The organism is Pseudomonas fluorescens, assembly GCF_902497855.1.
GTDB lineage: Bacteria > Pseudomonadota > Gammaproteobacteria > Pseudomonadales > Pseudomonadaceae > Aquipseudomonas > Aquipseudomonas fluorescens_BI.
This window is the reverse complement of sequence record NZ_CABVHU010000004.1, coordinates 178,047-203,353: the sequence shown is the minus strand read 5'-3', so window position 1 is coordinate 203,353 and position 25,307 is coordinate 178,047. Positions and strand designations below refer to the sequence as shown.

Annotated in this window: 23 protein-coding genes and 1 pseudogene; 17 read left to right on the top strand and 7 right to left on the bottom strand. The window is 60.0% G+C overall.

The window, feature by feature from the left end:
* Window positions 1-11: 11 nt before the first annotated feature.
* Window positions 12-1,103 carry a polyamine ABC transporter substrate-binding protein gene (locus tag F8N96_RS10780; RefSeq protein ID WP_150797783.1) on the bottom strand — a complete coding sequence of 364 codons (1,092 nt, stop codon included), beginning with the start codon at window positions 1,101-1,103 and terminating at the stop codon, window positions 12-14.
* 101 nt (window positions 1,104-1,204) lie between these two features.
* Between F8N96_RS10780 and F8N96_RS10775 the strand changes: the two genes are divergently transcribed.
* The 4 genes from F8N96_RS10775 to F8N96_RS10755 all read left to right on the top strand — a co-directional run bounded on the left by F8N96_RS10775 (window position 1,205) and on the right by F8N96_RS10755 (window position 4,951).
* Window positions 1,205-2,098: a LysR family transcriptional regulator gene (locus tag F8N96_RS10775; RefSeq protein WP_150797782.1), complete on the top strand. Its 894-nt coding sequence runs from the start codon at window positions 1,205-1,207 to the stop codon at window positions 2,096-2,098.
* 215 nt (window positions 2,099-2,313) lie between these two features.
* Complete coding sequence (locus F8N96_RS10765; RefSeq protein WP_150797780.1) at window positions 2,314-3,765, top strand: nucleobase:cation symporter-2 family protein; 1,452 nt, start codon at window positions 2,314-2,316, stop codon at window positions 3,763-3,765.
* A 112-nt stretch (window positions 3,766-3,877) separates the two neighbouring features.
* The gene (locus F8N96_RS10760) at window positions 3,878-4,357 is read left to right on the top strand and encodes an LEA type 2 family protein (protein ID WP_150797779.1); all 480 of its coding nucleotides are present in this window, start codon (window positions 3,878-3,880) and stop codon (window positions 4,355-4,357) included.
* A 51-nt stretch (window positions 4,358-4,408) separates the two neighbouring features.
* Entirely contained in the window at window positions 4,409-4,951 is a 543-nt protein-coding gene (locus F8N96_RS10755) for a GNAT family N-acetyltransferase (RefSeq protein ID WP_150797778.1), read from the top strand.
* A 21-nt stretch (window positions 4,952-4,972) separates the two neighbouring features.
* On the opposite strand, the gene F8N96_RS10750 is transcribed toward F8N96_RS10755, so the two are convergent.
* The gene (locus tag F8N96_RS10750; protein WP_150797777.1) at window positions 4,973-5,896 is read right to left on the bottom strand and encodes a carbon-nitrogen hydrolase family protein; all 924 of its coding nucleotides are present in this window, start codon (window positions 5,894-5,896) and stop codon (window positions 4,973-4,975) included.
* Between the two features lie 84 nt (window positions 5,897-5,980).
* On the opposite strand from F8N96_RS10750, the gene F8N96_RS10745 reads away from it, so the two are divergent.
* Window positions 5,981-6,898, top strand: a complete 918-nt coding sequence (locus F8N96_RS10745) for a LysR family transcriptional regulator (RefSeq protein WP_150797776.1) — start codon at window positions 5,981-5,983, stop codon at window positions 6,896-6,898.
* A gap of 54 nt (window positions 6,899-6,952) precedes the next feature.
* Here F8N96_RS10745 and F8N96_RS10740 read toward each other — a convergent pair whose 3' ends face one another.
* Complete coding sequence (locus F8N96_RS10740) at window positions 6,953-7,204, bottom strand: hypothetical protein (protein WP_150766575.1); 252 nt, start codon at window positions 7,202-7,204, stop codon at window positions 6,953-6,955.
* A 165-nt stretch (window positions 7,205-7,369) separates the two neighbouring features.
* Between F8N96_RS10740 and F8N96_RS10735 the strand changes: the two genes are divergently transcribed.
* Window positions 7,370-7,687, top strand: a complete 318-nt coding sequence (locus F8N96_RS10735; RefSeq protein ID WP_150797775.1) for a DUF883 family protein — start codon at window positions 7,370-7,372, stop codon at window positions 7,685-7,687.
* A 152-nt stretch (window positions 7,688-7,839) separates the two neighbouring features.
* Here the strand turns inward: F8N96_RS10735 and F8N96_RS10730 are convergent, their stop codons facing one another.
* Window positions 7,840-8,880 carry an Ldh family oxidoreductase gene (locus F8N96_RS10730; RefSeq protein WP_150797774.1) on the bottom strand — a complete coding sequence of 347 codons (1,041 nt, stop codon included), beginning with the start codon at window positions 8,878-8,880 and terminating at the stop codon, window positions 7,840-7,842.
* A 238-nt stretch (window positions 8,881-9,118) separates the two neighbouring features.
* Here F8N96_RS10730 and F8N96_RS10725 point away from each other — a divergent pair, with 238 nt between their 5' ends.
* Together F8N96_RS10725 and F8N96_RS10720 are read left to right on the top strand one after the other, a co-directional pair.
* Window positions 9,119-14,014, top strand: a complete 4,896-nt coding sequence (locus tag F8N96_RS10725; protein WP_150797773.1) for a dermonecrotic toxin domain-containing protein — start codon at window positions 9,119-9,121, stop codon at window positions 14,012-14,014.
* A 171-nt stretch (window positions 14,015-14,185) separates the two neighbouring features.
* A complete protein-coding gene (locus F8N96_RS10720; RefSeq protein WP_150797772.1) occupies window positions 14,186-15,187 on the top strand; it encodes a FecR family protein in 1,002 nt (333 codons plus the stop codon).
* Between the two features lie 56 nt (window positions 15,188-15,243).
* Here F8N96_RS10720 and F8N96_RS10715 read toward each other — a convergent pair whose 3' ends face one another.
* The gene (locus F8N96_RS10715) at window positions 15,244-17,589 is read right to left on the bottom strand and encodes an acylase (RefSeq protein ID WP_150797771.1); all 2,346 of its coding nucleotides are present in this window, start codon (window positions 17,587-17,589) and stop codon (window positions 15,244-15,246) included.
* A 251-nt stretch (window positions 17,590-17,840) separates the two neighbouring features.
* Between F8N96_RS10715 and F8N96_RS10710 the strand changes: the two genes are divergently transcribed.
* Window positions 17,841-18,212, top strand: coding sequence for a hypothetical protein (locus tag F8N96_RS10710; protein ID WP_064677544.1), 372 nt, complete (start codon window positions 17,841-17,843; stop codon window positions 18,210-18,212).
* Between the two features lie 19 nt (window positions 18,213-18,231).
* Here F8N96_RS10710 and F8N96_RS10705 read toward each other — a convergent pair whose 3' ends face one another.
* Window positions 18,232-18,420 carry a hypothetical protein gene (locus F8N96_RS10705; RefSeq protein WP_064677543.1) on the bottom strand — a complete coding sequence of 63 codons (189 nt, stop codon included), beginning with the start codon at window positions 18,418-18,420 and terminating at the stop codon, window positions 18,232-18,234.
* Between the two features lie 425 nt (window positions 18,421-18,845).
* Here F8N96_RS10705 and F8N96_RS10695 point away from each other — a divergent pair, with 425 nt between their 5' ends.
* The 7 genes and pseudogenes from F8N96_RS10695 (at window position 18,846) to F8N96_RS10665 (ending at window position 23,735) form a co-directional block, all read left to right on the top strand.
* Window positions 18,846-19,292: a DUF411 domain-containing protein gene (locus F8N96_RS10695; protein WP_150797770.1), complete on the top strand. Its 447-nt coding sequence runs from the start codon at window positions 18,846-18,848 to the stop codon at window positions 19,290-19,292.
* On the top strand, window positions 19,292-19,726 hold the full coding sequence (locus F8N96_RS10690; protein ID WP_150797769.1) for a YqaA family protein: 435 nt from the start codon (window positions 19,292-19,294) through the stop codon (window positions 19,724-19,726). Before F8N96_RS10695 ends, F8N96_RS10690 begins: the two co-directional genes overlap by 1 nt.
* Window positions 19,727-19,811: 85 nt before the next feature.
* Window positions 19,812-20,837: an alpha/beta fold hydrolase gene (locus F8N96_RS10685; protein WP_150797768.1), complete on the top strand. Its 1,026-nt coding sequence runs from the start codon at window positions 19,812-19,814 to the stop codon at window positions 20,835-20,837.
* 13 nt (window positions 20,838-20,850) lie between these two features.
* Complete coding sequence (locus F8N96_RS10680) at window positions 20,851-21,804, top strand: D-2-hydroxyacid dehydrogenase family protein (protein WP_150797767.1); 954 nt, start codon at window positions 20,851-20,853, stop codon at window positions 21,802-21,804.
* Window positions 21,805-21,885: 81 nt separating this feature from the next.
* A pseudogene (locus F8N96_RS10675) lies at window positions 21,886-22,418 on the top strand (tetratricopeptide repeat protein).
* Between the two features lie 55 nt (window positions 22,419-22,473).
* Window positions 22,474-22,971 carry an RNA polymerase sigma factor gene (locus F8N96_RS10670; protein ID WP_150797932.1) on the top strand — a complete coding sequence of 166 codons (498 nt, stop codon included), beginning with the start codon at window positions 22,474-22,476 and terminating at the stop codon, window positions 22,969-22,971.
* Window positions 22,968-23,735 (top strand): anti-sigma factor family protein, encoded by a 768-nt coding sequence (locus F8N96_RS10665; RefSeq protein ID WP_150797766.1) that lies wholly within the window; start codon window positions 22,968-22,970, stop codon window positions 23,733-23,735. Before F8N96_RS10670 ends, F8N96_RS10665 begins: the two co-directional genes overlap by 4 nt.
* 12 nt (window positions 23,736-23,747) lie before the next feature.
* Here the strand turns inward: F8N96_RS10665 and F8N96_RS10660 are convergent, their stop codons facing one another.
* Entirely contained in the window at window positions 23,748-24,062 is a 315-nt protein-coding gene (locus F8N96_RS10660) for a hypothetical protein (protein WP_150797765.1), read from the bottom strand.
* A gap of 444 nt (window positions 24,063-24,506) precedes the next feature.
* Here F8N96_RS10660 and F8N96_RS10655 point away from each other — a divergent pair, with 444 nt between their 5' ends.
* On the top strand, window positions 24,507-24,791 hold the full coding sequence (locus F8N96_RS10655; RefSeq protein ID WP_150797764.1) for a DUF3077 domain-containing protein: 285 nt from the start codon (window positions 24,507-24,509) through the stop codon (window positions 24,789-24,791).
* The last annotated feature ends 516 nt before the right edge of the window (window positions 24,792-25,307 follow it).

The window sequence follows — 25,307 nt, the reverse complement described above, 5'->3', positions numbered from 1 at the left end:
AAGGCTCCTTATTATTGGCGGCTACGGAAAGTGGTCCACAGGCGAGTGCGCTGGCGCATGTCCTTGAGGCTCATGCTGCGGTCCGCGTACAGCCGTTGTCGCACGTCGGCCAGTGGGTAAATATCCGGATCGCTGCGCACCGCCTCATCCACCAGCGGGGTTGCCGCCTGGTTCGCCGTGGCGAAGAACAGCGTATTGGTCAGCGCCGCGACGGATTCCGGACGCAACATGAATTCGATAAAGGCACGGGCGGCTTCGGGGTGAGGCGCATCCTTGGGAATCGCCAGGTTGTCCTGCCAGACCAGCGTGCCCTCCTGCGGAATCCGGTACGCCACCTCGAACGGTTTGCTGGCCTTGCGCGCCTGATCGGCGGCCATGCTGGCGTCACCGTTGTAGGTCAACGCCAGGCAGACGCTGCCATTGGCCAGATCGCTGATCTGCCGACCGGTGGCGACGTACAGCACATTGGGCTGCAGCTGATGCAACAACGCCTCGGCGGCCGACAGATCGGCCTTGTCGGTGCTGTAGGGGTCTTTACCCAGGTAATGCAACGCCAGGCCAAACACTTCCTGGGGCGAATCGAGAATGGCAATGCCGCAATCCTTGAGTTTGCTGGCGTACTCAGGTTTGAACAGCAGATCGAGGCTGTCGAGCGGCACATTCGGCAAGCGTTGTTTCACCGCTTCGACATTCATCCCCAGACCCAGGGTGCCCCAGGTGTAGGGCACGCCATAACGGTTGCCGGGATCGACGGCGGCGAGTTTCTCCAGCAAGTCCGGGTCGAGATTGGCGTAGCCCTTGAGGCCCTCGTGGGGAATTTCCCTCAGCGCACCGGCCGCCAGCCCACGGGCCAGCACACTCGACGAAGGCACCACCACGTCATATCCGCTGCCACCGGTGAGCAATTTCGTTTCCAGGACTTCGGAAGAATCGAAGGTGTCGTAACGCACGTGGATTCCGGTTTCCTGCTCGAACCGCTGCAGCGTCTCCGGCGCCACGTAATCGGCCCAACTGTACAGATTGACGACCTTGTCCCCGGCCTGCAACGGGACGGCCATGGCGAGGAACAGCGCCGGTAAACACAGCCTTAATAGAGGAGCCATGACGAACACCTGACCGGAAGAAGTGGTTGCAGGATGCCGCGTCGGATACATTGGAAAAATATAAAGATTGTTAACCTGACTTTATCCCGGAGTAATGTTTGATGCTCGGCCAACTGCACGATCTCGATCTGCACCTGCTACGGCTGTTCGTCAGCGTGGTCGAATGCGGCGGCTTCAGCGCGGCCCAGGGTGAATTGGGTTTGAGCCAGTCGAGCATCAGCCAGCAAATGGCCAAGCTTGAAACCCGGCTCGGCTATCGGTTGTGCAGTCGCGGCAAGGGCGGATTCAAGGTCACGCCCAAGGGCGAACGACTGCTGACGGCGACAAGAGGGTTGTTCGAATCCATCGAAGCATTCCGCCATCAATCCAACGGCGTGGCGGGTCGACTGATCGGCGAAGTACGGCTGGGGCTGTCCGAGGCGCTCGATCAATCGGTGCTGCAGCGGGTAGCCGGGGCCATCCGGCGCTTTCGCGAGCGGGACGAATCGGTACGCATCGAATTGATCAGCGCGATGCCCGGCGAAATGGAGCGCTTGCTGTTGCAACAGCGGCTGGACCTCGCGATCGGCTATTTCTCCCAGGTGCAAAGCGCGTTTGACTACCGCGAACTGTTCACCGAAACCCAACACTTGTATTGCGCCCCCGGCCATCCGCTGTTCACGGATGATGCGCCGGACGATCAGGCACTCCAGGCCTGCGACCCGGTCGATCACCCTTACCGCTTCCTGCGCAGCGACGAACCTTTCCAGGGCAAGCTATGTTCGGCGCGCTCGGAGCAGGTCGAAGGTACCCTCGCCTTCATTCTCTCTGGCAAGCATGTGGGGTATCTGCCCAGTCACTTCGCCAGGAGCTGGGAGGACAAGGGCTTGCTCAGGAGCGTGCGCCGTGGCGACATGAGTTTCGAGGTGGCGTTTCATCTGGCCCGCCATCGCGCGCAGGTACCGGGGGATGCGCAGAAGGCGTTTGAGGAGGATTTGCTCGCGGCGTTTGCCTGAGGAAACAGCGCTGGCCCCCTGTGGGAGCGGGCTTGCTCGCGATAGCGGCGTGTCAGTCGATATCAATGTTGGATGTGCCGGCCTCTTCGCTGGCAAGCCAGCTCCTACAGGGGATTGTGCCTGGGCATCGGACTCATCGCTCGCCACTAAATGGTCTTTCTGGCATCCTGCGCCTCCATTTTTGACCCGGCCCGCCTTTCTGGCACGCACACCACATGACCGCCTCTGAAAAAGCCCCTGCCCCGCGCCACAACGACCTGATCTACGGCCTCGACGACCGCCCGCACCTGACCGCCACGGTCTTCGCCGCCCTGCAACATGTACTGGCGAGTTTCGTCGGCATCATCACCCCCACCCTGATCATGGGCAGCGCCCTGGGCCTGCAAAGCGAAGTGCCGTACCTGATCAGCATGGCGCTGTTCGTCTCGGGCCTGGGCACTTTCGTCCAGGCGCGGCGCTTCGGGCCGGTCGGTTCCGGGCTGCTGTGCCTGCAAGGCACCAGCTTCTCGTTCATCAGCGTGATTCTCAGCGCCGGGTTCATGGTCAAGGCCCGGGGCGGTGGCCCCGATGAAATTCTCTCGACGATCTTTGGCGTGTGCTTTTTCGCGGCGTTCATCGAAGTCGTATTGAGCCAGTTCATCGGCAAACTGCGCATGCTCATCACCCCGGTGGTAACCGGGACCATCATCACCCTCATGGGCCTGTCGCTGATCAAGGTCGCCATGACCGACATCGCCGGCGGTTTCGGCGCGGTGGATCTCGGCGCGGCCAGCCACCTGGGATTGGCGGCATTGGTCCTCGGGACCATTGTCGTGTTGAACCGCGTCGATGTGCCGTTTTTGCGCCTCGGTGCGATTGTCATCGGCTTGACCCTCGGCTATGCCGTGGCCTGGCTGCTGGGTGACGTCAATTTCGCCAGCCTGCCCGACGTGCCGCTGATGAGCGTACCGGTGCCGTTCAAATACGGCTTCTCCTTCGACTGGGTGGCGTTCGTGCCGGTGGCGGTGATTTTCCTGGTGTCGCCGCTGGAAGCTGCCGGCGACCTGACCGCCAACTCGATGATTTCCCGGCAGCCGGTCAGAGGCCCGATCTACATCCGCCGGATCAAGTCCGGCCTGCTCGCCGACGGTCTCAACTCGGCCATGGCGGCGGTGTTCAACAGCATGCCGATGGTGACCTTCGCCCAGAACAACGGGGTGATCCAGCTCACCGGCGTCGCCAGCCGCTACGTGGCTTTTTTCATTGCCGGCCTGTTGGTGGTGCTGGGGTTGTTCCCGATGATAGGCGCGGTCCTGCAACTGATGCCCAAACCCGTGCTCGGCGGTGCCGAACTGGTGATGTTCGGCACCGTGGCGGTGGCCGGAATCAAGATCCTCGCCGAAGCCGGCCTGCATCGGCGCAACATGCTGATCGTTTCGATTTCGCTGGGCATGGGCCTGGGGGTGGCGGCCGTGCCGGAAGTGCTGCGTGAATTGCCGAAGGCGCTGCACAACATATTCGAATCGCCGATCACCGTCGGGGCGCTGTGCGCGATCATGCTCAATGTGTTCCTGCCCGAAGAATTCATCGAGCTGGAAGAGGATGATTTCGATCCGGAAGCCTCGATCCTGCAAGTCATGGAAAATCCGCCGGCGCTTGCCGAAGGCACATTGCGCATCAACAAGTGACAGGCTGCGGCGAACCCCTCACAGTGAACGTGGTCGCACAGGTGAACCGCCCAATTGAGTTCAGGATCGAGCCATCGGTGGTTCGATCCCTTTTTCTGTCGAGAGCCCGTTCATGCGCAGACTCCTCGCTTTATGCCTCCCGTTGCTGTTGCTCTCCCTGAGCGCCTGTGCCCTGCTGCCCAATCGCGATCCGCTGAACATCAACGTGGTCAGCTTCGAGCCGCTGCCGAGCCAGGACATGGAAGTGCGTTTTGCCGTGAAGATACGCGTGCAAAATCCCAATGAAACCGCGATCAACTACAACGGCGTAGCCCTGGACCTGGAGGTCAATGGCCAGCCACTGGCCTCGGGCGTCAGTGATCAGTCGGGCACGATCGCGCGCTTTTCCGACACTGTACTGACCGTGCCGGTGAGCGTTTCGGCGTTCTCGGTATTGCGCCAGACATTGGGCCTGGGCCTGAGCCAGACGCAGACGCTGAACAACGTGCCTTACGTGCTGCGCGGCAAACTGGCTGGCGGCTTGTTCGGTACCCTGCGCTTTGTCGACACTGGCAAGCTCAGCCTGTCGGGGCCGAATGCCACACCCCGCTAAATCCGGCGCTGGCGATAACGTTCAATAGGGACAGACAAGGAGGCAGCACCCATGGACATTCCCACGCTCTACACCGAACGCCTGATCCTGCGCCCGCTGGAGCTGGCCGATGCCGAGGCGATCCAGCAACAGTTCCCGCACTGGGAAGTGGTGCGCTATCTCAACGCCTTGGTGCCCTGGCCCTATCCCGCCGACGGTGCGCTGACTTATCTGCGCGATAGCGCCCTGCCAGCGATGGCCCGCGGCGAGGAATGGCACTGGTCGATCCGTTTGAAGTCGGCACCCGGGCGACTGATCGGCACTATCAGCCTGATGAATGAGCAGGACAACAACCGCGGCTTCTGGCTCGCACCGCTATGGCAAGGCCAGGGCTTGATGAGCGAAGCCAGTGCCGCCGCGACCGACTACTGGTTCGAGACGCTCGGTCGGTCAGTGCTGCATGTTCCGAAAGCGGTGCCGAACATCGGCTCGCGCAAACTCTCGCAGCGCACGGGCATGCGCTTGATCGGCACCGACGAGGGCGACTTCGTCAGCGGGCGATTACCGAGAGAAATCTGGGAAATCACCCGCGAGGAGTGGCGTCAACAGCGCTGAACCCTCACTTCACCGTGGGTGTTATGCGATGAAGCGGACGCCGGGCTTGGCGCGCTCGTCCACCGTCAGTTCAAACACGTCCGGACGCGCGTAGTGTCCGACCACGTCGAAGTCATAGCGCGCACGAGCCAGCTCGTCAGTGTCGATCTCGGCGGTCAACAATCCGGGCCCGCCGCGCAGAGGTCCAGCCAGAATGTCGCCCATCGGCCCGACGATTACACTGCCGCCGGCAATCAGCGGCCGGTCCGCCGGCCAATTGGCGATGTCCACGCCCAAGGCCTGCGGTGAGTCCTGGACCTGGCAGGCGCTGACCACGAAGCAACGTCCTTCGTGGGCGATGTGGCGCATGCTCACTTGCCACATCTCCCGCTCATCCACCGTTGGCGCGCACCAGACCTCCACGCCCTTGGCGTACATCGCGGTGCGCAACAACGGCATCATGTTTTCCCAGCACACCAGCGCACCGATCCGCCCGACCTGACTGTCGATCACGGGCAAGGTCGAACCATCGCCCTTGCCCCAGATCAGCCGTTCGGTACCGGTCGGCATCAACTTGCGGTGTCTGGCCACCAGCCCGGCCTGCGGATCGAAGTACAACGCGGTGCAATACAAGGTGCTGCCGGCGCGTTCGATGACACCGATCACCAGGTTGGCCCCGGTGCGCGCCGACAAGCCAGCCAACGCCTCGGTTTCCACACCGGGCACGTCGATGGCGTTGGCGAAATACCGGGCAAAGGCTTCACGGCCTTCCGGCAGTCGATAACCCAGTTGGGTGCCGAAACCCTCGCCCTTGGGGTAACCGCCGAGCAGCGCTTCGGGCATGACCACCAGCGTGGCGCCGGATTCAACAATGGCGTTTTCATACGACAGTATTTGTTCCAGGGTCTCGGCCTTGCCGCCCGGCAAGGCGCCGATTTGCAGCGCAGCAACAATTGACTTGGGCATGGCAGTCTCCGAAAGGTAATGAGGTGTTGCTCATTCTCGGCCGTCACTGGATCATGAATAAAGACCGATTCACTGCTGAATGATATGAACACAATGAATATCGCCACTGTCGATCTCAATCTGCTTAAAGTCTTTGAAGCCTTGCATGAGGAGTCCAGTGCGAGTCGTGCCGCATTGCGGCTGGGCGTGACGCAATCGGCGGTCAGTGCCGCGTTGCGCCGTTTGCGCGAGTTGTATGGCGATCAATTGTTCGTGCGCACCGGCCGCGGCCTGGCGCCGACACTCAAGGCCAACCAATTGAAACCGGTAGTCAGCGACGCGCTGAACAAATGCCGGCAAAGCCTGGCGATGGTCGATCCGGCCGCCGATCACTACGACGGGCGCTCGGTCACACTGGGCTTGTCGGATGATTTCGAGATCGCCTACGGGCGCAGATTGATCGAAGAAATCGCCCTCTGCGCACCAGGGCTGCGGCTGATCTTCCGCCAGACTCACAGTCAGATCGTTGCCCAGGCGTTGATGGAGCGCAGCATCGATCTGGCGATCACCGCCGGCGGTTTTGCCGAACGATTGCTCAGCCGTCAGGTGCTCGGTGAAGGCAGTTACCAGTGCCTGGTCGATCCGCTGAGCCTGGCCGAGGGACAGCACAGCATCAGCCTGGAAGAGTTCGTCGCCCGCGAGCATATTCTGGTGTCGTCCGGCGGTTTTATCGGGATCACCGATGAAGGGTTGGCGGCGCTGGGCTTGAGTCGACGGGTGAGCGCCTCGACCACGCACTTTGCGGCGTTGCCGCACTTGCTCAAGGGCAGTCAGGCGGTGGCGACGATTCCAGCCCACGCCGCCCAAAGCATCGCGGCGCTCAGCGGCCTGGCGCTGCTGCCCTGCCCGCTGGACCTGCCGCGCTACCCGATCGAACTGGGCTGGCGCACCAGCACCCAGCTTGATCCGGTGGTATTGAAAGTGCGTGAAGCAATCGTCACGAGCTTTGCGCACACCCAATAACAATGTTGCGATTGTACAAAAAACCCGTAGGTGGGGATGTACGTCGGGGTCAGGTTACTTGGCAGCCATCAGCCGATTGACTTCACTGCGCACCATGTTCGCGAATTCCGGCGGCGACATGCCGTCGAGTTCGGCGCGCACCCACTCGGCCCATTTGCCTTTGCGCTTGGCCCGTTCGCCAAACAACCGCGCCGCCTCGCCCTTGGATTTGCCGAGGTTGTTTTGCCAGAGTTCGAACAGACGGGATTTCTCATCTTCAAGCGCAGCGCGCTCTGGGAGGGGTCTGTCGGCCAGATTGAAGCTCATGGGGAATACCTGCTGCGTAAAATAGGCGACATCTTACACTGTAGAAAGAAATTTCCTGCGCCGGATTTTTCATCAGGATGACGCCGGCAGGCAAATTCGCTGCAACTTTTCCCACGGTCGCAGACTCCATTGTTCACTGTCCATTCATCTGCAAGGAGTACCTCAATGGCCCGGAAAACCGCCGCACAAGTCGCCGAAGATCAAATCAAGGATCAGGCCTTCAGCGAACTGCAGGCTCTGATCGAAGAGTCGGAAAAACTGCTCAAGAGCAGTGCCTCACTGGTCGGTGAGGAAGCGGATACCCTTCGTGGGCAAATCGCCCAGAAACTCCAGCAGGCCCGGGACTCGGTGACCAGCGTCCGCGACCGGACCCTGCCTGCGGTCGAAGCCACCCAGACCTATATTGGTGGCCATCCGTGGCAGACCGTGGCCATCTCCGCCGGTTTTGGCCTGGTGGTCGGATTGTTGCTGGGGCGGCGGTAAGCTGTAGGAGCAAGCTTGCTCGCGATGGACGTTAACGATGACGCGTGTTTTCTGAATAAACGCGGCGCGCTTGAGACCTTCGCGAGCAAGCTCGCTCCTACACTGACTAGCGTTACCCATCGAACTCGCCGTTCCAGTATGAACAGCAGATTTCACAGTCCAGCCAATTCCCGCAGACCCGCCAACGTCTGAGCATCAAGCTGGATGCCATCGGTAGCGGCCTTGGCCCGCTGCTGATGGCGTCGATCCCCCGGCAAACGCTTGAGCCCCACACCGTGCATCTGCCGCACCAGTTCCTGGCTGCGCTCGGCAAAGCTCTGTCCAGCCGCCTTGCTCGGGTCGATGACGATCAGCAACTGACCGGTCCAGGGGGTCCTGCCGCCCGGATGGTTCGACCAATCGAACTCGAAGGAAAAATTCCCCCCGGTCAACGCGGCCGCCAACAGTTCCACCATCATCGACAGTGCCGAGCCCTTGTGCCCGCCGAACGGCAACAGCGCGCCCCCTTCCAGGATCGCTTTCGGATCCTGGGTCGGCTGGCCGAGGCTGTCCACACCCATGCCCACGGGCAAGCGTTCGCCCTTGCGGGCGGCAATCTGCACATCGCCATGGGCAATGGCGCTGGTGGCCAGGTCGAAGACAATCGGCTCGCCATCGGCCCGCGGCGCGGCGAAGGCAATCGGGTTGGTCCCGAACAAGGGACGATCGGCGCCGTGCGGCACGACGCAGGTCATGCTGTTGACCACACTCAGCGCCACCAGCCCTTCATAGGCAAAGGGTTCGACATCCGGCCACAAGGCGGCGAAATGGTGAGAGTTACGAATCGCCAGCACCGCAATGCCGGCACTGCGGGCCTTTTCCACCAGCAACGCACGTGCCGCCTCGAGCGCCGGTTGGGCGAAACCGTTGCCGGCGTCGACCCGGACGAAACCCGAGGCCACATCCTCGACCACCGGCACCGCCTGGCCATTGACCCAGCCGCTTTGCAATGTCGATACGTACCCGGGGATGCGAAATACGCCATGGCTATGGGCGCCATCGCGTTCGGCGCCGGCGCAGTTTTGCGCCAGTACGCGAGCGACCTCGGCCGACGTACCGTGACGCAGGAAGATCTTCTCAAGCAAGCCCGTCAGCGCTTCGAAGGACAGGTTTTGCGAGACAGCAGTAGACACTTGATCGTGTGGCGCAGACATCTGAAGCTCCAGACTAATTATTGGAGGGGGCAACAGCGTACGAGGGTTAAGCAAACCGATTAACAACGCGACCCGAGCCAGCTGTCAATCTTTCGATTGAATGCCGCTCAACCGGCTCAATGTAACCGACCCGGCACGGCACACTGCGATAACTATTTACCACCTTGCTCGCGCGGGCATCACCTAGGTTGGAGGCTCATTCATTATTCGCCGATATGGCGATCCTATCGAGACCTCCATGACCACTTCTCCCTCCCCATTATTTTTTCCGCAAGTGCTGGATGAGCCGGGTACGCACGAAGAACTCCGAAAAACTCACTCCCTTTCAAGCAAGGACTTTTCCTGGCTCAGCCATATCGAGTTGGCGAGCGATGAACTTCGACAAAAGCAGACGCCTCCCATGTCTGCCGAAAAACTGTTTTTGAAGGTAAAGGACAAGGCGCCGGTGCCATTGGCCGGGTGTTTCATGTTGTCGTCCACGCCCGACGACAAAGATGCGATTCTGTATACGCCCTATGGCGGGATCGAGAAGTTCGATGACGTCGATTCACTCACCGCAGAGCTGATTCTGCGACTGACCAACGAGTCCAAGCGCGATGAACTGTTGCGTTTTGCCTCGATAGCCCAACGCATCGAACTGGAAGGCGAAACGATCACCGAGATCACTCGCGAAATCATCAAGGGTGAGGTATTCGAAGACCAAAAAACAGTCATCAAGAACCATCAGCAACAGAATGCACAGCGGTTGCTGGAGGCGTTAATACAACTGCCCCCGTTGACAGATTCGCTGAATGAGATTCTTGACGGTTTGTTAGGCCGCTCTTTTGCAAGACTGAAGCAACGCGACACCCGGGTCGACTTCGGGATTGATTCGAGTGTGAACTCCGCATCGGGAATATCGATGCCCCTCAGTGACGCCCTCATGCTTTTCTATCGCCACCAAGGCTGGCCATCAGACCAGACCATAGCGTTCAACCACCCGGACCGAACGTTGGCCCCCGACGATCCGGACCAGGCCGAGCGCGACAACGAGATATGGAAAAAGGCAGTCAAGACCGCGTCCGCCGGGCTAGCCTGGTTGCTCGGCGAAAAACTGCGGACGTACTGGAATCATGTGCTGCCGAACGGGCAGTCCCGACGCAAGCTGTTCATCCAGGCCATCAGCGACAAGGCTCGGGCGGACATCCTGTTCAAGCGACAGGACAAGATCATCAGTCCTGAACAGAGTCGGGCACTGGAGGTTTTATTCGACCGCAGTACCACTGGAACCACACAATCACCGCTGGTTCCCGAAGCTGTGCGCCTGTGGGAACACACCGCGGATTTCGTTGAGCTGGCCGGCTCATTCATGATTGCTCAACCGGATGCCTATCTCTTTACCCCCGCCAGCGGATTGCAGGTGCTTGATGGCCCTGATGACTTGCACGACACCGTGCGCGCCAAGGCCGTTGCCAAAGGGCATGACGATGAACTGTACGAATTGTTGACACAAGAAGACCGTCATCGTTTTCTCGGCTTCAAGGAGGCTCAGGTTTCCGGCGACGCGATCGCAGGTTCAGTGTTCGAGTCGCTGTTTGACTCAATCATCGACAAACAGCTGCATAACGTCGAATACGCGCTGGGGGTGTTCCGGCACAGCGACGGTGACGTGAGTATTGCGGCGCTGTTCGACAAGGCACTGGACGTGCGCAGCATGATCGACAATCAGTTGTTGGAAATGCCAACCCAGGGTCGGTGGAGCACCCAGCAGGTCATTACGGGGCAATCGCGTCCGTCAATTGTTCTGGCCGACAAGGCGACAACGCTGTCTAAAACCTTCGATAGCGTGAAATCAGCTCTCGAAGAGCAGTGGCAGGCGCAACCTGTGGCGACCGGTGCGCTGCAGAGAACCAGCCTGGAAGACATGAAACCCGCACTGGCCAATGCCCTGTCGGTAGGTATTCGTGGCGAGGCCAGCCTTCGTCGACTTAACCGCACATTGTCGGAAGTCGATAGGGCTATTGTCGATACGGTACTCGACCCCGACCGCCCCACCCGCCGCCAGCGTAAAGCGCTGAATGGATTTCGCCCGGATGCCTACTGGTTCAGCCTTGAAACCGAGGGCCATACATCGTCGCTGGCCGTGCACCATTGTTTCATGCTCACCGAACGCGGGGGCCTGGACACACCCAATTCCGGCCGGGCGATTCTCTGGACCCCGGCGCTTGGGTTGGAGGCCTTTGAGTCGGTCGCCACGGCCAGGACCGAGCTGCAACGACGCCTGCTTGACCCGATCAAGCGACTGATGCTGCTTGAAAATCTCCTGCCTGCCGAGCGCATGTTCCATAAAAAGTACGAATTGGGTAATTTTCGGCCAATCGAGAACAATCTGCTGCTCCACCGCCAACAGACGGCCATCGAACACTTTCTTGCGGTTGGCGACCAGGTTCGCGCGCTGAAACTGACAGCAACGAAACAGACAAAAGCCCTGGACGCACTCAAGCGGCAACCCATCTACACCAATCTGCAGCGAGCCAAGGATATTGGCGAGGCCATCGCCACTCGGCAAAATTTGCCTGCCTGGCTGGGAATGGCATCACTGGTCGAGCAGCAAAAACATATCGAAATAATGGAGCAACACCGCCATAGCCTGGAGGACGGTAAAGACTATCTGCATGGCATAAAAACCCTCACTGCCTATGTGCATGAGCAGCTGGTGTCCCTGCAAAAAACCCGTTTCAAGGGCACTTTCATTGACCCCGACAATATCAAGGTTACACCGGCGTTAGCCATCGCCGGCCCCGCACAATCGTTGAGCGAATTTGCGCTGAATCACGTCAATGTGCTCCAGGGAACAAGTTTCTCCATAGCCTCGACCACTTCAAAGCCACTGCCGAAAGGGATGGATACCACGGCTGTCAACCAAATGCTGTTACAGCTGAACATCAAATCCGTGTATGAACAGTTGCTTTCGGAGCAATTGTCGGGCGACAGCGACGATGCCAAAGCACGAAAGCTACGCTACTTCCGACAGTTGCCCTGGCACCTCCTGCAAGAGGCCCACGCGCTCAAACTGCAAGAGCAATTGTCGGAGAAGGCGTTCGACGCAATCGAGCAGCTACTGGACATGCCCAATGCCACGGCGCGGGCCGCGGTCAAAGGGGCAGACGCGATCATCCGCCCGCTGCAGTTGATATCCACGGCCGGCGCCACAGCCATCGAGGCCCTGGGGATGTACCTGATCAGCCCGGGCAAAGACGTGGCCGGTCGGCAGGTGCTCTACGCGCCCTATTTTGTCGGGCCACCCTTCACCGAATTCGAGACCGAGACCGGTCTGCTTGTCGCACTCAATACCCCAGGGCCATTGCAGGACCTGTTGATCCGGCGCCTGCCCCAATCGTCCCGGGCGACGTTTCAAAATCTGCTCAATTCCACCGTGGGCGAAACCACCGAAATCACCCTCGCTTCAAACCCCATTACCGGCAATGTGCTGGAGCGTCTTTTTCAGGACAACATCCTGCTGCTCAAGCAGATGCTGGGCAGTCAATCCACGGTTACCGCGCGAACCGATTGGGAAAAAGCCAAGGAACTGTTCAGTTCCGGGATCAAGCTGGTGTCTGGATTCCTGCCAGGCAAATTGTCCTGTGGTCTGTTTCTGTGGCAGGCCTACAAGGATTTCAAGGATTCTGCAGAGGCGTTGCAAGACCAGGAATGGAAACGTGCATTCAAATCCTTCATCTATGGTGTGGCGCAGATGGTCACGATGGGGCGGATGATGCAGGAAAATCCGGCCTCCTCTACCCCTGCGGCAGTCACTTCGACAGAAATACCCGCTGCCCCCCCTGCTGAACACTCTGTAGAACAATCTGTAGAACAAGTTGTAAACAAACCGGCGGAACAGCCTGTCGTTGCGCCGCAGTGGTCAGCCATCAACACCACCTCCGCGAGCCGGACAACAGCGCAAGCGTATGAAGCGCCGACAGTCGATCTGGAAAAGTTTCAGAAAGATGCAACGGAGGGCACCTATCGCGACCCTACGACCACACATCACTACGCCCCTGTTCTGGGCAAAGTCTATCGCGTCGCAAAGCACGGCGGGGCCTGGCGCATGGTGAACGAAACGCAAACGGGCCCCTTTCTGGAAAAAGCCCCTGGTCCTCAGCTGGTACTCGGTGCCGACCCGCAATCCATTCACTATGGCAAGGCGATATCCCGATTTGCGAACAATGCCACAACCCGTTTCATAGCATCGAGAGGGTTTAATATCGAAGCACAGGGCATGGACGAAATACGGCGTAAATATCCCGCCAAAGCCCAGACTATCGTGCAAGCAATGGATTTGGCCAGGTACTACGCCTTTAATTGCCTTCACAACTTTACACAGTTGCGTACCGCCACTCCAGGCACTCGACTTGACATCTTTCTGAGAGCGTTTTTTGACGTGAACGCAATCGACGCCCCGATTCTGGACAAAATCAGAAAAGTGATCGTGCCCATCTGCCAAGCGCTGGTGGACCCGGGACTGGACGAACTCGATACCAACAGGTTCGTCGTTGGTTCCAACTCTTCACCGACTGACAATGTGATTGCATTTGCCGTCCAATCCGACATGCAAAAAAGAGTGTACTTCTCAAATGCCTTCTTCAAACAGGATCTCGATGACTACAAGTTTTTTGTGCCGGAGCATTTCGAGGTCGATGCTCATGCTCAGGCAGAGACGTTGATCCATGAGTTTTCACACCATTTCGCCAAGACGATCGACATCGCCTATCTGGAGGCAAGATTTCCATTCACCGATCTCATTGACACTGTCACGCAAGCCGGATCGAAGTTGAAAGCAAAATCTGAGCGAATCCAGCGTGAAGCCTTGTCGATGGCAACGCCCCGTGATCAGTTGTTTGCCCGAAAGAACCAGGATACGAGGTCATGGGAAAGCATGGATTCCATTCCCGAAACCGCTCATATCGCCAAGAAAATCACAAAAATCACCGGTACCAAAACATTGAACGACGCCCGAACCGCCTTCCTGGACCGTGTGAATCCGCATATCCGGATCGATACGATTCTGAGCAATGGGGACTCGGTAGCGATGCTCATCTGTGAAATGGGCCGGCAACTGGATCCAGTACCGGTTACACCGGCAGTCGTGCCTTGAAGACCAAAGGCTTTTGATTATTTTTTCACTCTTTTTATGGATGCTGCATGGCAACTACCGGTTTTTCAGCGTGTTTAATTGAAAAACATTGCTGTTTGATGGGTAATTGCCATGACGGTTGTTCTCGTCGACTTCGCTCAAGGTTAGAATGCAGGAAATCAGGATGAGTCAATGACCGACAGCCCTCTCTCGCAAGCCCAATATGACGCCATCACCGATGCCGCTGCGCACTGGTGCATGCGTCTGCACGCCAGCGACTGCTCCGCGCAAGAGCGCCTGGCGTTCGAACAATGGCGTGATGCTCATCCGCTTCATGTGCTGGAGTACGAGGCCATGCTGGACATTTGGGAAGTCGCTGGGGATTTGCCTCGTCCCGACGCCATCGTGCCTGCAGTCCGGATCAAGCCAGCAACGCCTTGGCGCACGGTCGGCATCGCCGCCGCCGTGTGTGCCCTGGCGTTGCCACTGGCCGCCTATAGCGGCTGGAACCTCGGTTGGCTACCCGATTCCTACCAACACTTCGAGGCTGGCGATACGGTTCGGCAAGTCACCCTGAGCGATGGCAGCCAGGTGGAACTGAACCTGGGCAGTGAACTGACGTTCAGCAACTACAAGGATCATCGTCGGGTCACGCTGGATAAGGGCGAAGCTTTCTTCAGCGTCAGCCATGACACCGCTCACCCCTTTATCGTCAGGGCAGCGGACGGCAGGATTCGGGTCACCGGAACCAGGTTCAATGTCTGGATGTATGAGGATCAGGTGCGCGTCAACCTGATAGAAGGTTCGGTGCTGGTGAGCAGCAATGATGATCTTCCGGGCGATGGCTTGCGTCTCGGGCCGTCGATGCAGGCCCGTTATAAACATGGCGACTACACACCGCAGATCAGCCAGACCTACGCCAACGATAATTCACTGGCCTGGCGCAGCGGCAAACTGGTGCTCGATGATCTGGCGCTGTCCGATGCCCTGCCCTTGATCAATCGATACCTGGACAAGCCGCTGATGCTGGCCGACAACAGTACCGGCTCGATCCGCCTTGGCGGCATCTACAACATCAAGGAACTCAATAGCCTGGTGGCGTCGCTGCCCAAGGTGCTGCCGGTCTACCTGACCCGCAACAAGGACGGCAACCCGGTCCTCAACGCCATTCCGCAACAAACGCCGAAAAGCTGAAGGCCGCAGCCCTTGCGGGGGTGCGGCCTTCATTCTTCGCTCCAGTACCAATCGTTTTACTGTTTGGCCACCTTCCCGGCTTTTTCGTCCTGCTCGCGAATCGTCAGGGCCTGATACTGCGGATCGGCCGTGATCTGCTGCTCGGTGAACGGCAACACACTCAACTGCTTCTGCGAAAAGGCCAGGGTCTGGTCCCGGGAGTACTTCGATTCCGGGTCACTGGACAGCGAGAATGCCAGCAGCCCCTGGGCCTGCGGCCCCTGGTCATCGAAGGTCACCACTTGCAAATAGCTGGTGCCGCTGACGACTTCGCGTTTGCCGTCGGTCCTCGGCACGCTCTGGATGGCGTTGTAGACCCCCAGGGTACCGGGTCCGCCGTGAATCGGTGTTTGCTGGCCGCCACTGCTGACCACCTGGATGTCACCCCAGCGGCTGTCAGCCTTGAGACCCGCCTGGTTGACCTGCTCAACCGATGCCAGCATCGCCTCGCGGACGGCCTGCGCCACTGGCGGACGATCCACCGCCAGGCCACGGGGCGTGTGTTGCGGATCTTCTGGATCGAACCCGACACGCCAGACATCTGGCGTTTCCTGCAACGCCTCCATGACGTTCTGGAAATGCACCCACCCAATGCCAGTGTCGAGATTCGCACTGCGGTCCCAGGCCTCGAGGCTGGCGCACACTGACGCCAGCGTCGGCGCATCGCCGCCCAGGTCCGCCGCGCAGAATTGCAGCAGGTCCGGCATCACCTGGGTAGCCTGATACACCTGGTCGTCCATGACCATCCGTTGCAGGTCCGCCGCCGCAATCGGGCCGGCCTTGCTCAAGGCACCCAGGCGATCCAGGGCAAAGCGGGAACGCAATCCCAAAGGCTGGCTATCCTGGCTGATCAGCGGCGAGAAACCGGTGAGCGGTTGTGCCGGGTTGGCCATCCAGGCCGAATCGTTGGAGTGCTGCACAAAGTCCTTGCGCAACAGTTGCGGCAACCGGTCAGCCGCATAAATGCCTTGTTGCGCCGCCTGCGGGTCGATATCCCAGGCGCAGGCGCTGTTGGACCCGTCGAGCACGATCATCTGCAACCCCGCCCGGGGATCACTGCACTTGGCCAGTTTGTCGGCATTGACGTTCGGCACCACCGACAGGTTCATATACAGCGTCTGCCCCTGATCGTCCGCCGCCAGGGTGTTGACCCAGGGGATGCCCTGGATTTCATGCACCGACGCCTGCAATGCCTTGAGGCTGGATGCACGGTTCATCGCGTACCACTGCTGCAGCACCCGATCGTTATCCAGGTTTGCATCGCGCAAGCTATAGGCGAACTGACGGTCCCAGTCGAGCTTCCCCGGCCACTGCACGATCGGGCCGAATTGCGAGCTGTAGACCACATGGGACACCGCCCGGGTCTGGCCATCCGGCTGCTTCACGTTCACGGTCACCGTCTGTTGCTTCATCGGCAACGACTGGCCGTCGAGCAGGTAGCGGGTCGCGTCCTTGGGGTCGAGTTGCAGGCGGTACAGGGTGAAATGCTTGGACGAGTCCACAGTGTGGGTCCAGGCCAGGTGCTGGTTGAAACCGATGTTGATCATCGGCAACCCGGGCAACGCGGCGCCCATGACGTCCAGCTTGCCGGGAATGGTCAGGTGCATTTGATAGAAGCGCATCCCGCCGACCCAGGGGAAATGCGGATTGGCCAGCAACATGCCGCGGCCATTGAAGGAGCGCTCGCTGCCCACCGCCACCGCGTTGCTGCCCCGATCCAGGGCAAAGCGCTGCATGCGCGAATCGGCGACCTGGAACGACGCAGGGGCGGCGGCTGTTTGAGCCGTGGCTTTGGGTGGGGTGGCCCCGGCCAGGGCTTCGGCGAACTGCCCGACCCCGCCTTCGACCAGCAGGCGACGGGTCAACTTGACCAGGTCCTGGGGCGTGATCTCCCGCACCCAGTCGCCCTGACATTGCTGCGGCAAACCCTGGGCCCGACGCTCTTTCAGGGCGCGGTTGTAACCGGCCACGTAACCGTCCATGAGCTGGCGAATTTCCGGGGTTTGCGCCCGCCAGAATGCGTCGACGGCCCGGGGGGTGTTCAACCAGCTGAAAAACACATCGCTCACCCGGTTTTCGCGCTCTTCGACGGTGAACTGATCGGGGCCGAAATAGCGTGAACGTTCGCCGTTCACCGTGGTGATCTCATTGGCCAGCAGGCACAGGTTGTCCTGGGCGTAGGCATAACCAATGCCGTAGCCAAGGCCGCGCTCGTTCTCGGCGCGAATATGCGGCACGCCGAAACTGGTGCGACGGATATCGGCAGTCGCCTGCTCCGGCTGGCTACGCGCGTTTGCCGCAAGACTCAAGCCCACCAACATCGCGGCAAGGCTCAACCTGGTTAACTGCCTGGAAATAATCACGCTCGCTCCTGATCGTATAAACGAAGGTCACACCCTGCGTCGTTGCCCGCAATGTGCCTCCCCCTAAGAACGAAACGAACAAAAAAAATTTAGGGCTTTGGCCCCCGCCATTACGGCATCTGACGTGGTGCTGACGCGATGGCGACAAAATTTCTACATCTGAGCCTTCATGATTTGCCCGGCTCATACGTCTAATTGAATGAGAGCACTCATCACATTTTCCGGTTCAGGCTCTGAAAAGGAGTTTTTGCATGTACAACTCGCAACTGCCAACGGACGGTAGCACTGCGCCAAAGAGCACCGCCATGGGCTCCGGCGTTTTCGATCAACGCACCGAGCGCCACGGCAACGAGCGGATCAGGTTCCTGCTCAAGAGCTTTGGCCTGCGCACCAGTCTGATTCGCCTGAAAGTCATCGACGCCTTGCTCACCGCCGCCGACAGCGACCGCAGCCTGGGGGTGCGAGGCGTGCACAGTCACTTGCTGGACCTGGACATCCCGCTGTCGTTTCTCAGTGTGCGGGAAGTGTTGAAGCGCCTGTGCGGCGAAGGCGTAATCACCCTGAATCCGGACAAGAGCTACAGCCTGCATCCACAGGCCGCCGCCGTTCTCCACCACGAGTAACCCGGCCGATGGGCGCCGTTCAGGGCTTGACCTTGCGGCGCATCACGCCATTGATCACCACCACCAGCACCGCTACGCCAATGGCGATGTACTGGAACAGCTTTTCGTCGATGACGCCGGTGTTCTGCAGATAAGAAAGGCCAAACATGATGCCCAGCACGACCAGGGAGATCAGAATCGAGTATTTCAAACGTTGCGACTGAGTCATTGCCATTTCCTGAATGTGTGCGTGAAGCTGAAAAATGTTGTATCCGCATGCGAGTCTCGCCCCTAATGCCAGTCAGTTAAGCGAATGCGGCTCCTGTAGGAGCGAGCTTGCTCGCGATGGTCGTTAACGATAACGCGTGTTAGCTGGTTAAACGCGGCGCTCTTGAGTCCATCGCGAGCAAGCTCGCTCCTACAATTTCCTTAACTGACCGGCGTTAAGCCAAGCTCCTGGCTTTTACAGGGATGGGGCTGCAAACGGTCTCATGTTACAGCCGATGAAACGTTTTGGCTTCTTGCGGCGATCACCATGAGGATTTTCCAACGTTGCGTCGAATCCGGTATTACTTCGAAACAGTCTCGTGCCTCGTAGTTGTTTAGAATGGTCAGAATGCACTTTTCTGGCCGCAACCCGAAACGAGACTCCCCATGCGAACCCATTTGCGTCTGGCCGCCCTGAGCGCCCTGTTCATTTCCTCCCTGACCCAGGCCGCCGACCTGATCCCGATCGAAGTCCATCGCGACGCCAACTGCGGCTGCTGCAAAAAATGGATCAGCCATCTGGAGGCCAACGGTTTCAAGGTCGATGATCGCGTCGAAACCAACATGAGCGAATTCAAACAACAGCACGGCGTGCCGCCGCGTCTGTCGTCGTGCCACACCGGCCTGATCAACGGCAAATTCGTTGAGGGCCATGTGCCGGCGGATCAGGTACTGGCCTTGAGCAAGCGCAACGATCTGCTGGGTGTCGCCGCCCCCGGCATGCCCATGGGTTCGCCCGGCATGGAAATGGACGGCATGAGCGATGCCTATCAAGTGATCGGCCTGAAAAAGGACGGCACTGACGTGGTGGTGGCGGACTACCCTGCACATTGATGTCCGGTGCGTACATCGGGCTGTTCTTTGCCGCGTTCGGTGCCGCGACCCTGCTGCCGTTGCAGTCCGAAGCGCTGCTGGTGGGGTTGCTGGTCAGCGACCGGTACTGGCTCTGGTTGTTGCTGGCGGTGGCCACGCTGGGCAACGTCCTGGGGTCGTTGGTCAACTGGTGGCTGGGCCGTGGCATTGAGCGCTTCCGCGATCGGCGCTGGTTTCCGGTCAGTCCCCGCCATCTGGAAAAAGCCCGCATCCATTATCAGCGCTACGGTCACTGGTCCTTGCTGCTAAGTTGGGTGCCCGTCATCGGGGATCCGCTGACCCTGGTGGCCGGGGTGATGCGCGAGCCGCTGGGGCGATTCCTGCTGATCGTCACCCTGGCCAAGGGCGCCCGCTATGGCGTACTGGCCCTGGCCACTCTGGGCTGGATGGGTTGAACGATCTTGCGCCGTGATTGCCTGTGTTTAATGTCGCCCTAATCATGCCGATCCAGCATCGGCGGATTTCCAATGGAGTTTACCCATGCCCCAGAGACGCTCTCGCTGGCTGCCCAGCCTGCTGCTGACCGCCGCCCTGCCGGTCATCGCACACGCCGAAGGCCCGGAATACGGTCCGCAGTTGCAAGGGTTCGAGTACCCCTACACCGTCAAGCATTTCGACTTTCAGTCCCAGGGCAAAACCCTGCAAATGGGTTACATGGACGTCGCCGCCAACGGCAAGGCCAACGGACGCAGCATCGTGTTGCTGCATGGCAAGAATTTCTGCGGCGCGACCTGGGACACCTCGATCAAGGCCCTGAGCGACGCCGGTTACCGGGTCATCGCCCCGGACCAGATCGGTTTCTGTACGTCCAGCAAGCCGGACAACTACCAGTACAGCTTCCAGCAACTGGCCACCAATACCCAGCAACTGCTCAAGGCCCTCGGCATCCAGAAGGCCACATTGCTCGGCCATTCCACCGGTGGCATGCTCGCCACTCGCTATGCGCTGCTGTACCCCGATCAGGTCGACCAACTGGCACTGGTCAACCCCATCGGCCTGGAAGACTGGAAAGCCCTCGGCGTGCCCTACCGCACGGTGGATCAATGGTATGAGCGCGAACTGAAGGTCACCGCCCAAGGCATCCGCGACTACGAGCGCAGCACCTATTACGACGGCCGCTGGAAGCCCGAGTTCGACCGCTGGGTGGACATGCTCGCGGGCCTGAGCAAAGGGCCGGGCAAGACTCAGGTGGCGTGGAACTCGGCGTTGATCTACGACATGATCTTCACCCAGCCGGTGTACTACGAGTTCAAGGACTTGAAGATGCCGACGCTGCTGCTGATCGGCACGTCCGACACCACGGCCATCGGCAAGGACCTTGCGCCGCCCGAGGTCAAGGCGAAAATCGGTCATTACAAGGTACTCGGCAAGCAAGTGGCGAAACTGATTCCCCAGTCGACGCTGGTCGAATTCCCGGGCATGGGCCACGCGCCGCAGATGGAAGAACCGGCGAAATTCCACCAGGCGCTGCTGGCCTGGCTGGACAAGACTGACCCCCTTCGTTGATGAGGTAAGGCTGATGGCGGTGCAGATTGCGGTAATCGATGACTGGCAGGATGTAGCCCGGGACGTGGTGGACTGGTCGGCGCTGGACGCCATTGGCCAGGTGAGCTTTATTCATGACTACCCTGCCGACAACGCAACCCTGGCGCAGCGCCTGGGTGAGTTCGAGGTGATCTGCGTGATGCGCGAGCGCACCCGGTTCGACGAGGACCTGTTGCGGCAGTTGCCGGCCCTCAGGCTGCTGGTCACCGGCGGCATGCGCAACGCCGCCCTGGACCTTGAGGCCGCCGCCGCACTGGGCATTCAGGTGTGCGGCACCGACAGCTATAAACACGCCGCGCCGGAATTGACCTGGGCACTGATCATGGCCGCCACCCGCAACCTGGTCGCCGAAGCCAACGCCTTACGCGCAGGCGGTTGGCAACAAGGCCTGGGTGGCGACCTGCACGGCAAGACCCTGGGGATTCTCGGCCTGGGCAGCATCGGGCAGCGTGTCGCCCGGTTCGGCCAGGTGTTCGGCATGCGGGTGATTGCCTGGAGCGAAAACCTGACCGCCGAACGCGCGGCCGAAGTCGACGTCACCTATGTCAGCAAGCAGGAACTGTTCGAACAAGCCGATGTGCTGTCGGTGCACCTGGTGCTCAGCGAGCGCAGCCGTGGCATGGTCGACGCCCAGGCGCTGGACTGGATGAAGCCCACCGCGCTGCTGGTCAACACCGCCCGCGGGCCGATCGTCGATGAACCGGCGTTGATCAAGGCCTTGCAAAAACAACGACTGGCCGGCGCTGCACTGGACGTGTTCGAGCAGGAACCGCTGCCCGCGCTTCATCCATTCCGGACCCTGGAGAATGTACTGGCCACGCCGCATATCGGGTACGTCAGTCGGCAGAACTATCAGCAGTTCTTTTCGCAGATGATCGAGAATATCCAGGCCTGGTCGGCGGGCGCTCCGATTCGCCTGCTGTGCTGAACATTCAACTATGTTGGCCTGCTCGATGTCTCAACCTTGACTGGTTCGAACTGAAACGCATCAACCCGTGGAGCATCGCCAATGAACATCCGTCTTGCTGCTTTCACTACCCCGCTGCTGCTGGCCTTCGCCCTGTCCGGTTCGCTTGCATTCGCCGAGGGTGATGAAGAGGAACCTGTGGAAAAACCCAGCTGCCCCAAAGGCCAGGTCTGGGACAGCAAGCAGCAGAAATGCCTGATGCAAAACAGCAGCCTGGTCCCCGATGCCGACCGCACCGATTACGCCTATCGCCTGGTCAGGGGCGGTCGCTACGCAGAAGCCCTCGCGCTGCTCGACACGCTGCAACAACCGAACACCGCCAAGGCTTTGAACTATCGCGTTACGCTACGCGTAAACTGGGTCGCACCGACGAAGGCATCGGGTATTACCTGCAAGCGGTAAAACTCGACCCTCAGTACGCGCAAGTGCGTGAATACCTGGGCGAAGCCTATGTGATCAAGGGTCGGCTGGACCTGGCGCAGGAGCAATTGCAGCAGATCAAATCAATCTGTGGCAGCAGTTGCGAGGAATACCAGGACCTGGCCGCCGCCATCAGCGACTCGTCGAAAACCTGACACCCCAAAGCGGACGGAGGTCGCCATCGCCAGCGATCAGGCAATACGGGCCGAACTGGCCCAGCATCTGGCGCGTCTGTGGCGCTACGGCCTGCTGCTGACCCGCAAACGGCATGTCGCCGAAGAACTGGTTCAGGCCACCTGCGTACGGGCGCTCGGACGGGCCGGGGAGTTTGTCCCGGGCACCCGCATGGACCGCTGGCTGCTGAGCATTTTGCATTCGATCTGGCACAACGAAGTCCGCTCGCGCCGGGTGCGTCAGGGCCAGGGCCTGGTCGAGGCCGATAGTGCCTTGTCGTTCGACCGTGAATATCCGGCGCAATCCAATGTCTTCGCCACCCAGGTGATTCGGCGCGTCGACGCGTTGCCCGAAGCCCAGCGTGAATGCGTATTTCTCGCCTATGTCGAAGGCTTGTCCTATCGCGAGGTCGCCGAGGTGCTGCAAGTGCCCATCGGCACCGTGATGAGCCGCCTGACCGCCGCACGGGTGAAGCTCGCCGAGTACCCGCCGTTGCACGCCGTGCCGGGCCCCTCCACAGAAGAACGTCGATGAACGATCACGGGATCCCTTCGGATGAGCAACTGGTGGCTTACCTCGACGACCAGCTCGACACCGAACAGCGCAGCCGTATCGATGCCGCCATCGCCGAAGACTCGCTGCTCAACCTGCGCCTGCAATGGCTGGCCCGCAGCAGCCTGCCGTTCAAGGACGCCTACGATCAAGTGGGCCGACAAGCGCCCGTGGAACGTTTGCAGTCCATGCTCGACAGCTTGCCCAGCCCTGAGCGCCCGGCGCTGAATCGGCGCTGGTTCCTTGCCGCAGCAGCCGGGCTGGTGGTCAGCGGTGTGGTGGCGGACCGGCTGTTCCTCAACTGGCAGTCGAGCCTGCAGAAAAACAACTGGCGGGCACGGGTCGCGGACTACATGGCGCTCTACGTGCCGCAGACCCTGGACCATCTGCCGGGTGACGAAGCTGCCCAGCGCGCGCAACTGCGGACCATCGACGCGCGTTTGGGGCTTAATCTGACGCCGGCCAAAATGACCTTGCCGCGCGCGCAATTCAAGCGCGCGCAAATCCTCGAATACGACGGCGTGCCCATCGCCCAAATGACCTGGCTGGACCCGGCGCACGGCCCGCTGGCGCTGTGCGTGACCCGCGCCAGCAGCGGCAGTCGACCCTTTGCGCACGAACGGCGGCGTGGGCTCAACGTCGTTTACTGGGCAGACCTGGACCACGCGTGGATGCTGATAGGAAATAACCCGGCGGCAGAACTGGAGGACATGGCCAGGCTGTTGCAAACCCGACTCAGTGCTTGAGCACAAGGGTCACTATGCAGGGATGTTGCGGATCGGCTGGCAGTACTCATCGACAATGGCGTCGCGATGGTATGCCGATTTAATCAGGTCACAGGCTCTGGGCGGTTCTCCGGCTGGCCCCTGGATCAATGTGTATTCCACTTCGTCCCCAACGGAAAAACAGAGTTCGCCTTCAACAGTGCAATTGGCGCCTATCCGGACCGCCAATCTGGAAGAGTAACCTTCGGTAGCGACCATGGCAAAGGTCGTCGGGATCGACCCGACCTCGACCACCGTCAAAGCGCTGATCGTACCCATTCTGATTGTTGGAGTGACGGGCTCTTTCATTTCTGCTCTCCCTGCACCAGTTCATGCCACCACGGCTTGACCGCAGGGAGTCATTGAAACGCGCAAGTGATGGAAGTGACTACTGTCAGGTTTGACAGTGCGGCCCGAGAACGTAGAGCGAAAGGCTACCGCTTGTCGATTTTCTCTCCACAGGGATGTAAGCGCTCATATTCCTGCAATCAGCTGCGCAATGCTCTGCACCACAGGCGCCGCCGGTTGACTGCTCCAGCCTCACTCCCTATCCTCGCGCCTGTCACGACTCATTCGTGATGGGGTTTGACGGCTCCGTTTTTTCCTAGGTCCTTGCTCAGCGCTATGGCAGCTGTGCGTGGGGCGCTTTCGAGTGCGCCGGGTTCCTAGGACCGGTCCGTCAACCTGCGTACAGTTGCCACCCAAATCGTTTGACGGCGATGACGTGGCAACTCCACTTCCTGGGAGATGCACATGACCGAACCAACTACAAAATCCACCCTCTTCGCCCGCTGCGATCACGTCGACCATCACCTGTTCGCCGTTCAGCCCGATATCCCGTTACTCGACGCCTTGGAGCATGCCTCGGCCTATCTCAACTGTGCCGAAGACCTCGCCCACCAAGCCCGCAACGCCAGCCGTCCCGAACACACTGCCTCATTACGCTGGGCCAGTTCCCAGATGCTCGGCACAGCACGCTCATTGGTCCAGGCTTCAATCGACGGCCTCCACGCCGCTCAAGCACAAGTTGACGCATGAACCCGCACATGCAGATCCGTGCGCAGCACTGAATAGCTGCCTCGCTCGCCTGATGGTGACCTGCGGGAACGAGCCTGCTCGCGATAGCGGTGGGTCAATCGTCATTGATATTGAATGTGATGGCCCTTTCGCGGGCAAGCCCGCTCCCACAGGGATCCTTGGTGGTCCCACGATCCGGGCTCACAACAGCCCCCTGTAGGAGCTGGCTTGCCAGCGAAAGCGGTATGTCAGCCGACAAAAATGCTGAATGTACCGGCCCCTTCGCGGGCAAGCCACCCGGAGCCAGCCCGCTCCCACAGGGATCTTCGGTGGTCCCCACGACCCGGGCTCACAACAGCCCCCTGTAGGAGCTGGCTTGCCAGCGAAAGCGGTATGTCAGCCGACTAAAATGCTGAATGTACCGGCCTCTTCGCGGGCAAGCCACCCGGAGCCAGCCCGCTCCCACAGGGGTCTTCGGTGGTCCCACGACCCGGGCTCACAACAGCCCCCTGTAGGAGCTGGCTTGCCAGCGAAAGC

Coding starts and splice junctions, on each gene's coding strand:
- F8N96_RS10655 (WP_150797764.1), top strand. CDS start 24,507: ATGACCGAACCAACTACAAAATCCACCCTCTTCGCCCGCTGCGATCAC.
- F8N96_RS10690 (WP_150797769.1), top strand. CDS start 19,292: ATGTCCGGTGCGTACATCGGGCTGTTCTTTGCCGCGTTCGGTGCCGCG.
- F8N96_RS10755 (WP_150797778.1), top strand. CDS start 4,409: ATGGACATTCCCACGCTCTACACCGAACGCCTGATCCTGCGCCCGCTG.
- F8N96_RS10665 (WP_150797766.1), top strand. CDS start 22,968: ATGAACGATCACGGGATCCCTTCGGATGAGCAACTGGTGGCTTACCTC.
- F8N96_RS10760 (WP_150797779.1), top strand. CDS start 3,878: ATGCGCAGACTCCTCGCTTTATGCCTCCCGTTGCTGTTGCTCTCCCTG.
- F8N96_RS10660 (WP_150797765.1), bottom strand. CDS start 24,062: ATGAAAGAGCCCGTCACTCCAACAATCAGAATGGGTACGATCAGCGCT.
- F8N96_RS10705 (WP_064677543.1), bottom strand. CDS start 18,420: ATGACTCAGTCGCAACGTTTGAAATACTCGATTCTGATCTCCCTGGTC.
- F8N96_RS10745 (WP_150797776.1), top strand. CDS start 5,981: ATGAACACAATGAATATCGCCACTGTCGATCTCAATCTGCTTAAAGTC.
- F8N96_RS10720 (WP_150797772.1), top strand. CDS start 14,186: ATGACCGACAGCCCTCTCTCGCAAGCCCAATATGACGCCATCACCGAT.
- F8N96_RS10735 (WP_150797775.1), top strand. CDS start 7,370: ATGGCCCGGAAAACCGCCGCACAAGTCGCCGAAGATCAAATCAAGGAT.
- F8N96_RS10775 (WP_150797782.1), top strand. CDS start 1,205: ATGCTCGGCCAACTGCACGATCTCGATCTGCACCTGCTACGGCTGTTC.
- F8N96_RS10765 (WP_150797780.1), top strand. CDS start 2,314: ATGACCGCCTCTGAAAAAGCCCCTGCCCCGCGCCACAACGACCTGATC.
- F8N96_RS10680 (WP_150797767.1), top strand. CDS start 20,851: ATGGCGGTGCAGATTGCGGTAATCGATGACTGGCAGGATGTAGCCCGG.
- F8N96_RS10725 (WP_150797773.1), top strand. CDS start 9,119: ATGACCACTTCTCCCTCCCCATTATTTTTTCCGCAAGTGCTGGATGAG.
- F8N96_RS10695 (WP_150797770.1), top strand. CDS start 18,846: ATGCGAACCCATTTGCGTCTGGCCGCCCTGAGCGCCCTGTTCATTTCC.
- F8N96_RS10750 (WP_150797777.1), bottom strand. CDS start 5,896: ATGCCCAAGTCAATTGTTGCTGCGCTGCAAATCGGCGCCTTGCCGGGC.
- F8N96_RS10710 (WP_064677544.1), top strand. CDS start 17,841: ATGTACAACTCGCAACTGCCAACGGACGGTAGCACTGCGCCAAAGAGC.
- F8N96_RS10685 (WP_150797768.1), top strand. CDS start 19,812: ATGCCCCAGAGACGCTCTCGCTGGCTGCCCAGCCTGCTGCTGACCGCC.
- F8N96_RS10780 (WP_150797783.1), bottom strand. CDS start 1,103: ATGGCTCCTCTATTAAGGCTGTGTTTACCGGCGCTGTTCCTCGCCATG.
- F8N96_RS10740 (WP_150766575.1), bottom strand. CDS start 7,204: ATGAGCTTCAATCTGGCCGACAGACCCCTCCCAGAGCGCGCTGCGCTT.
- F8N96_RS10730 (WP_150797774.1), bottom strand. CDS start 8,880: ATGTCTGCGCCACACGATCAAGTGTCTACTGCTGTCTCGCAAAACCTG.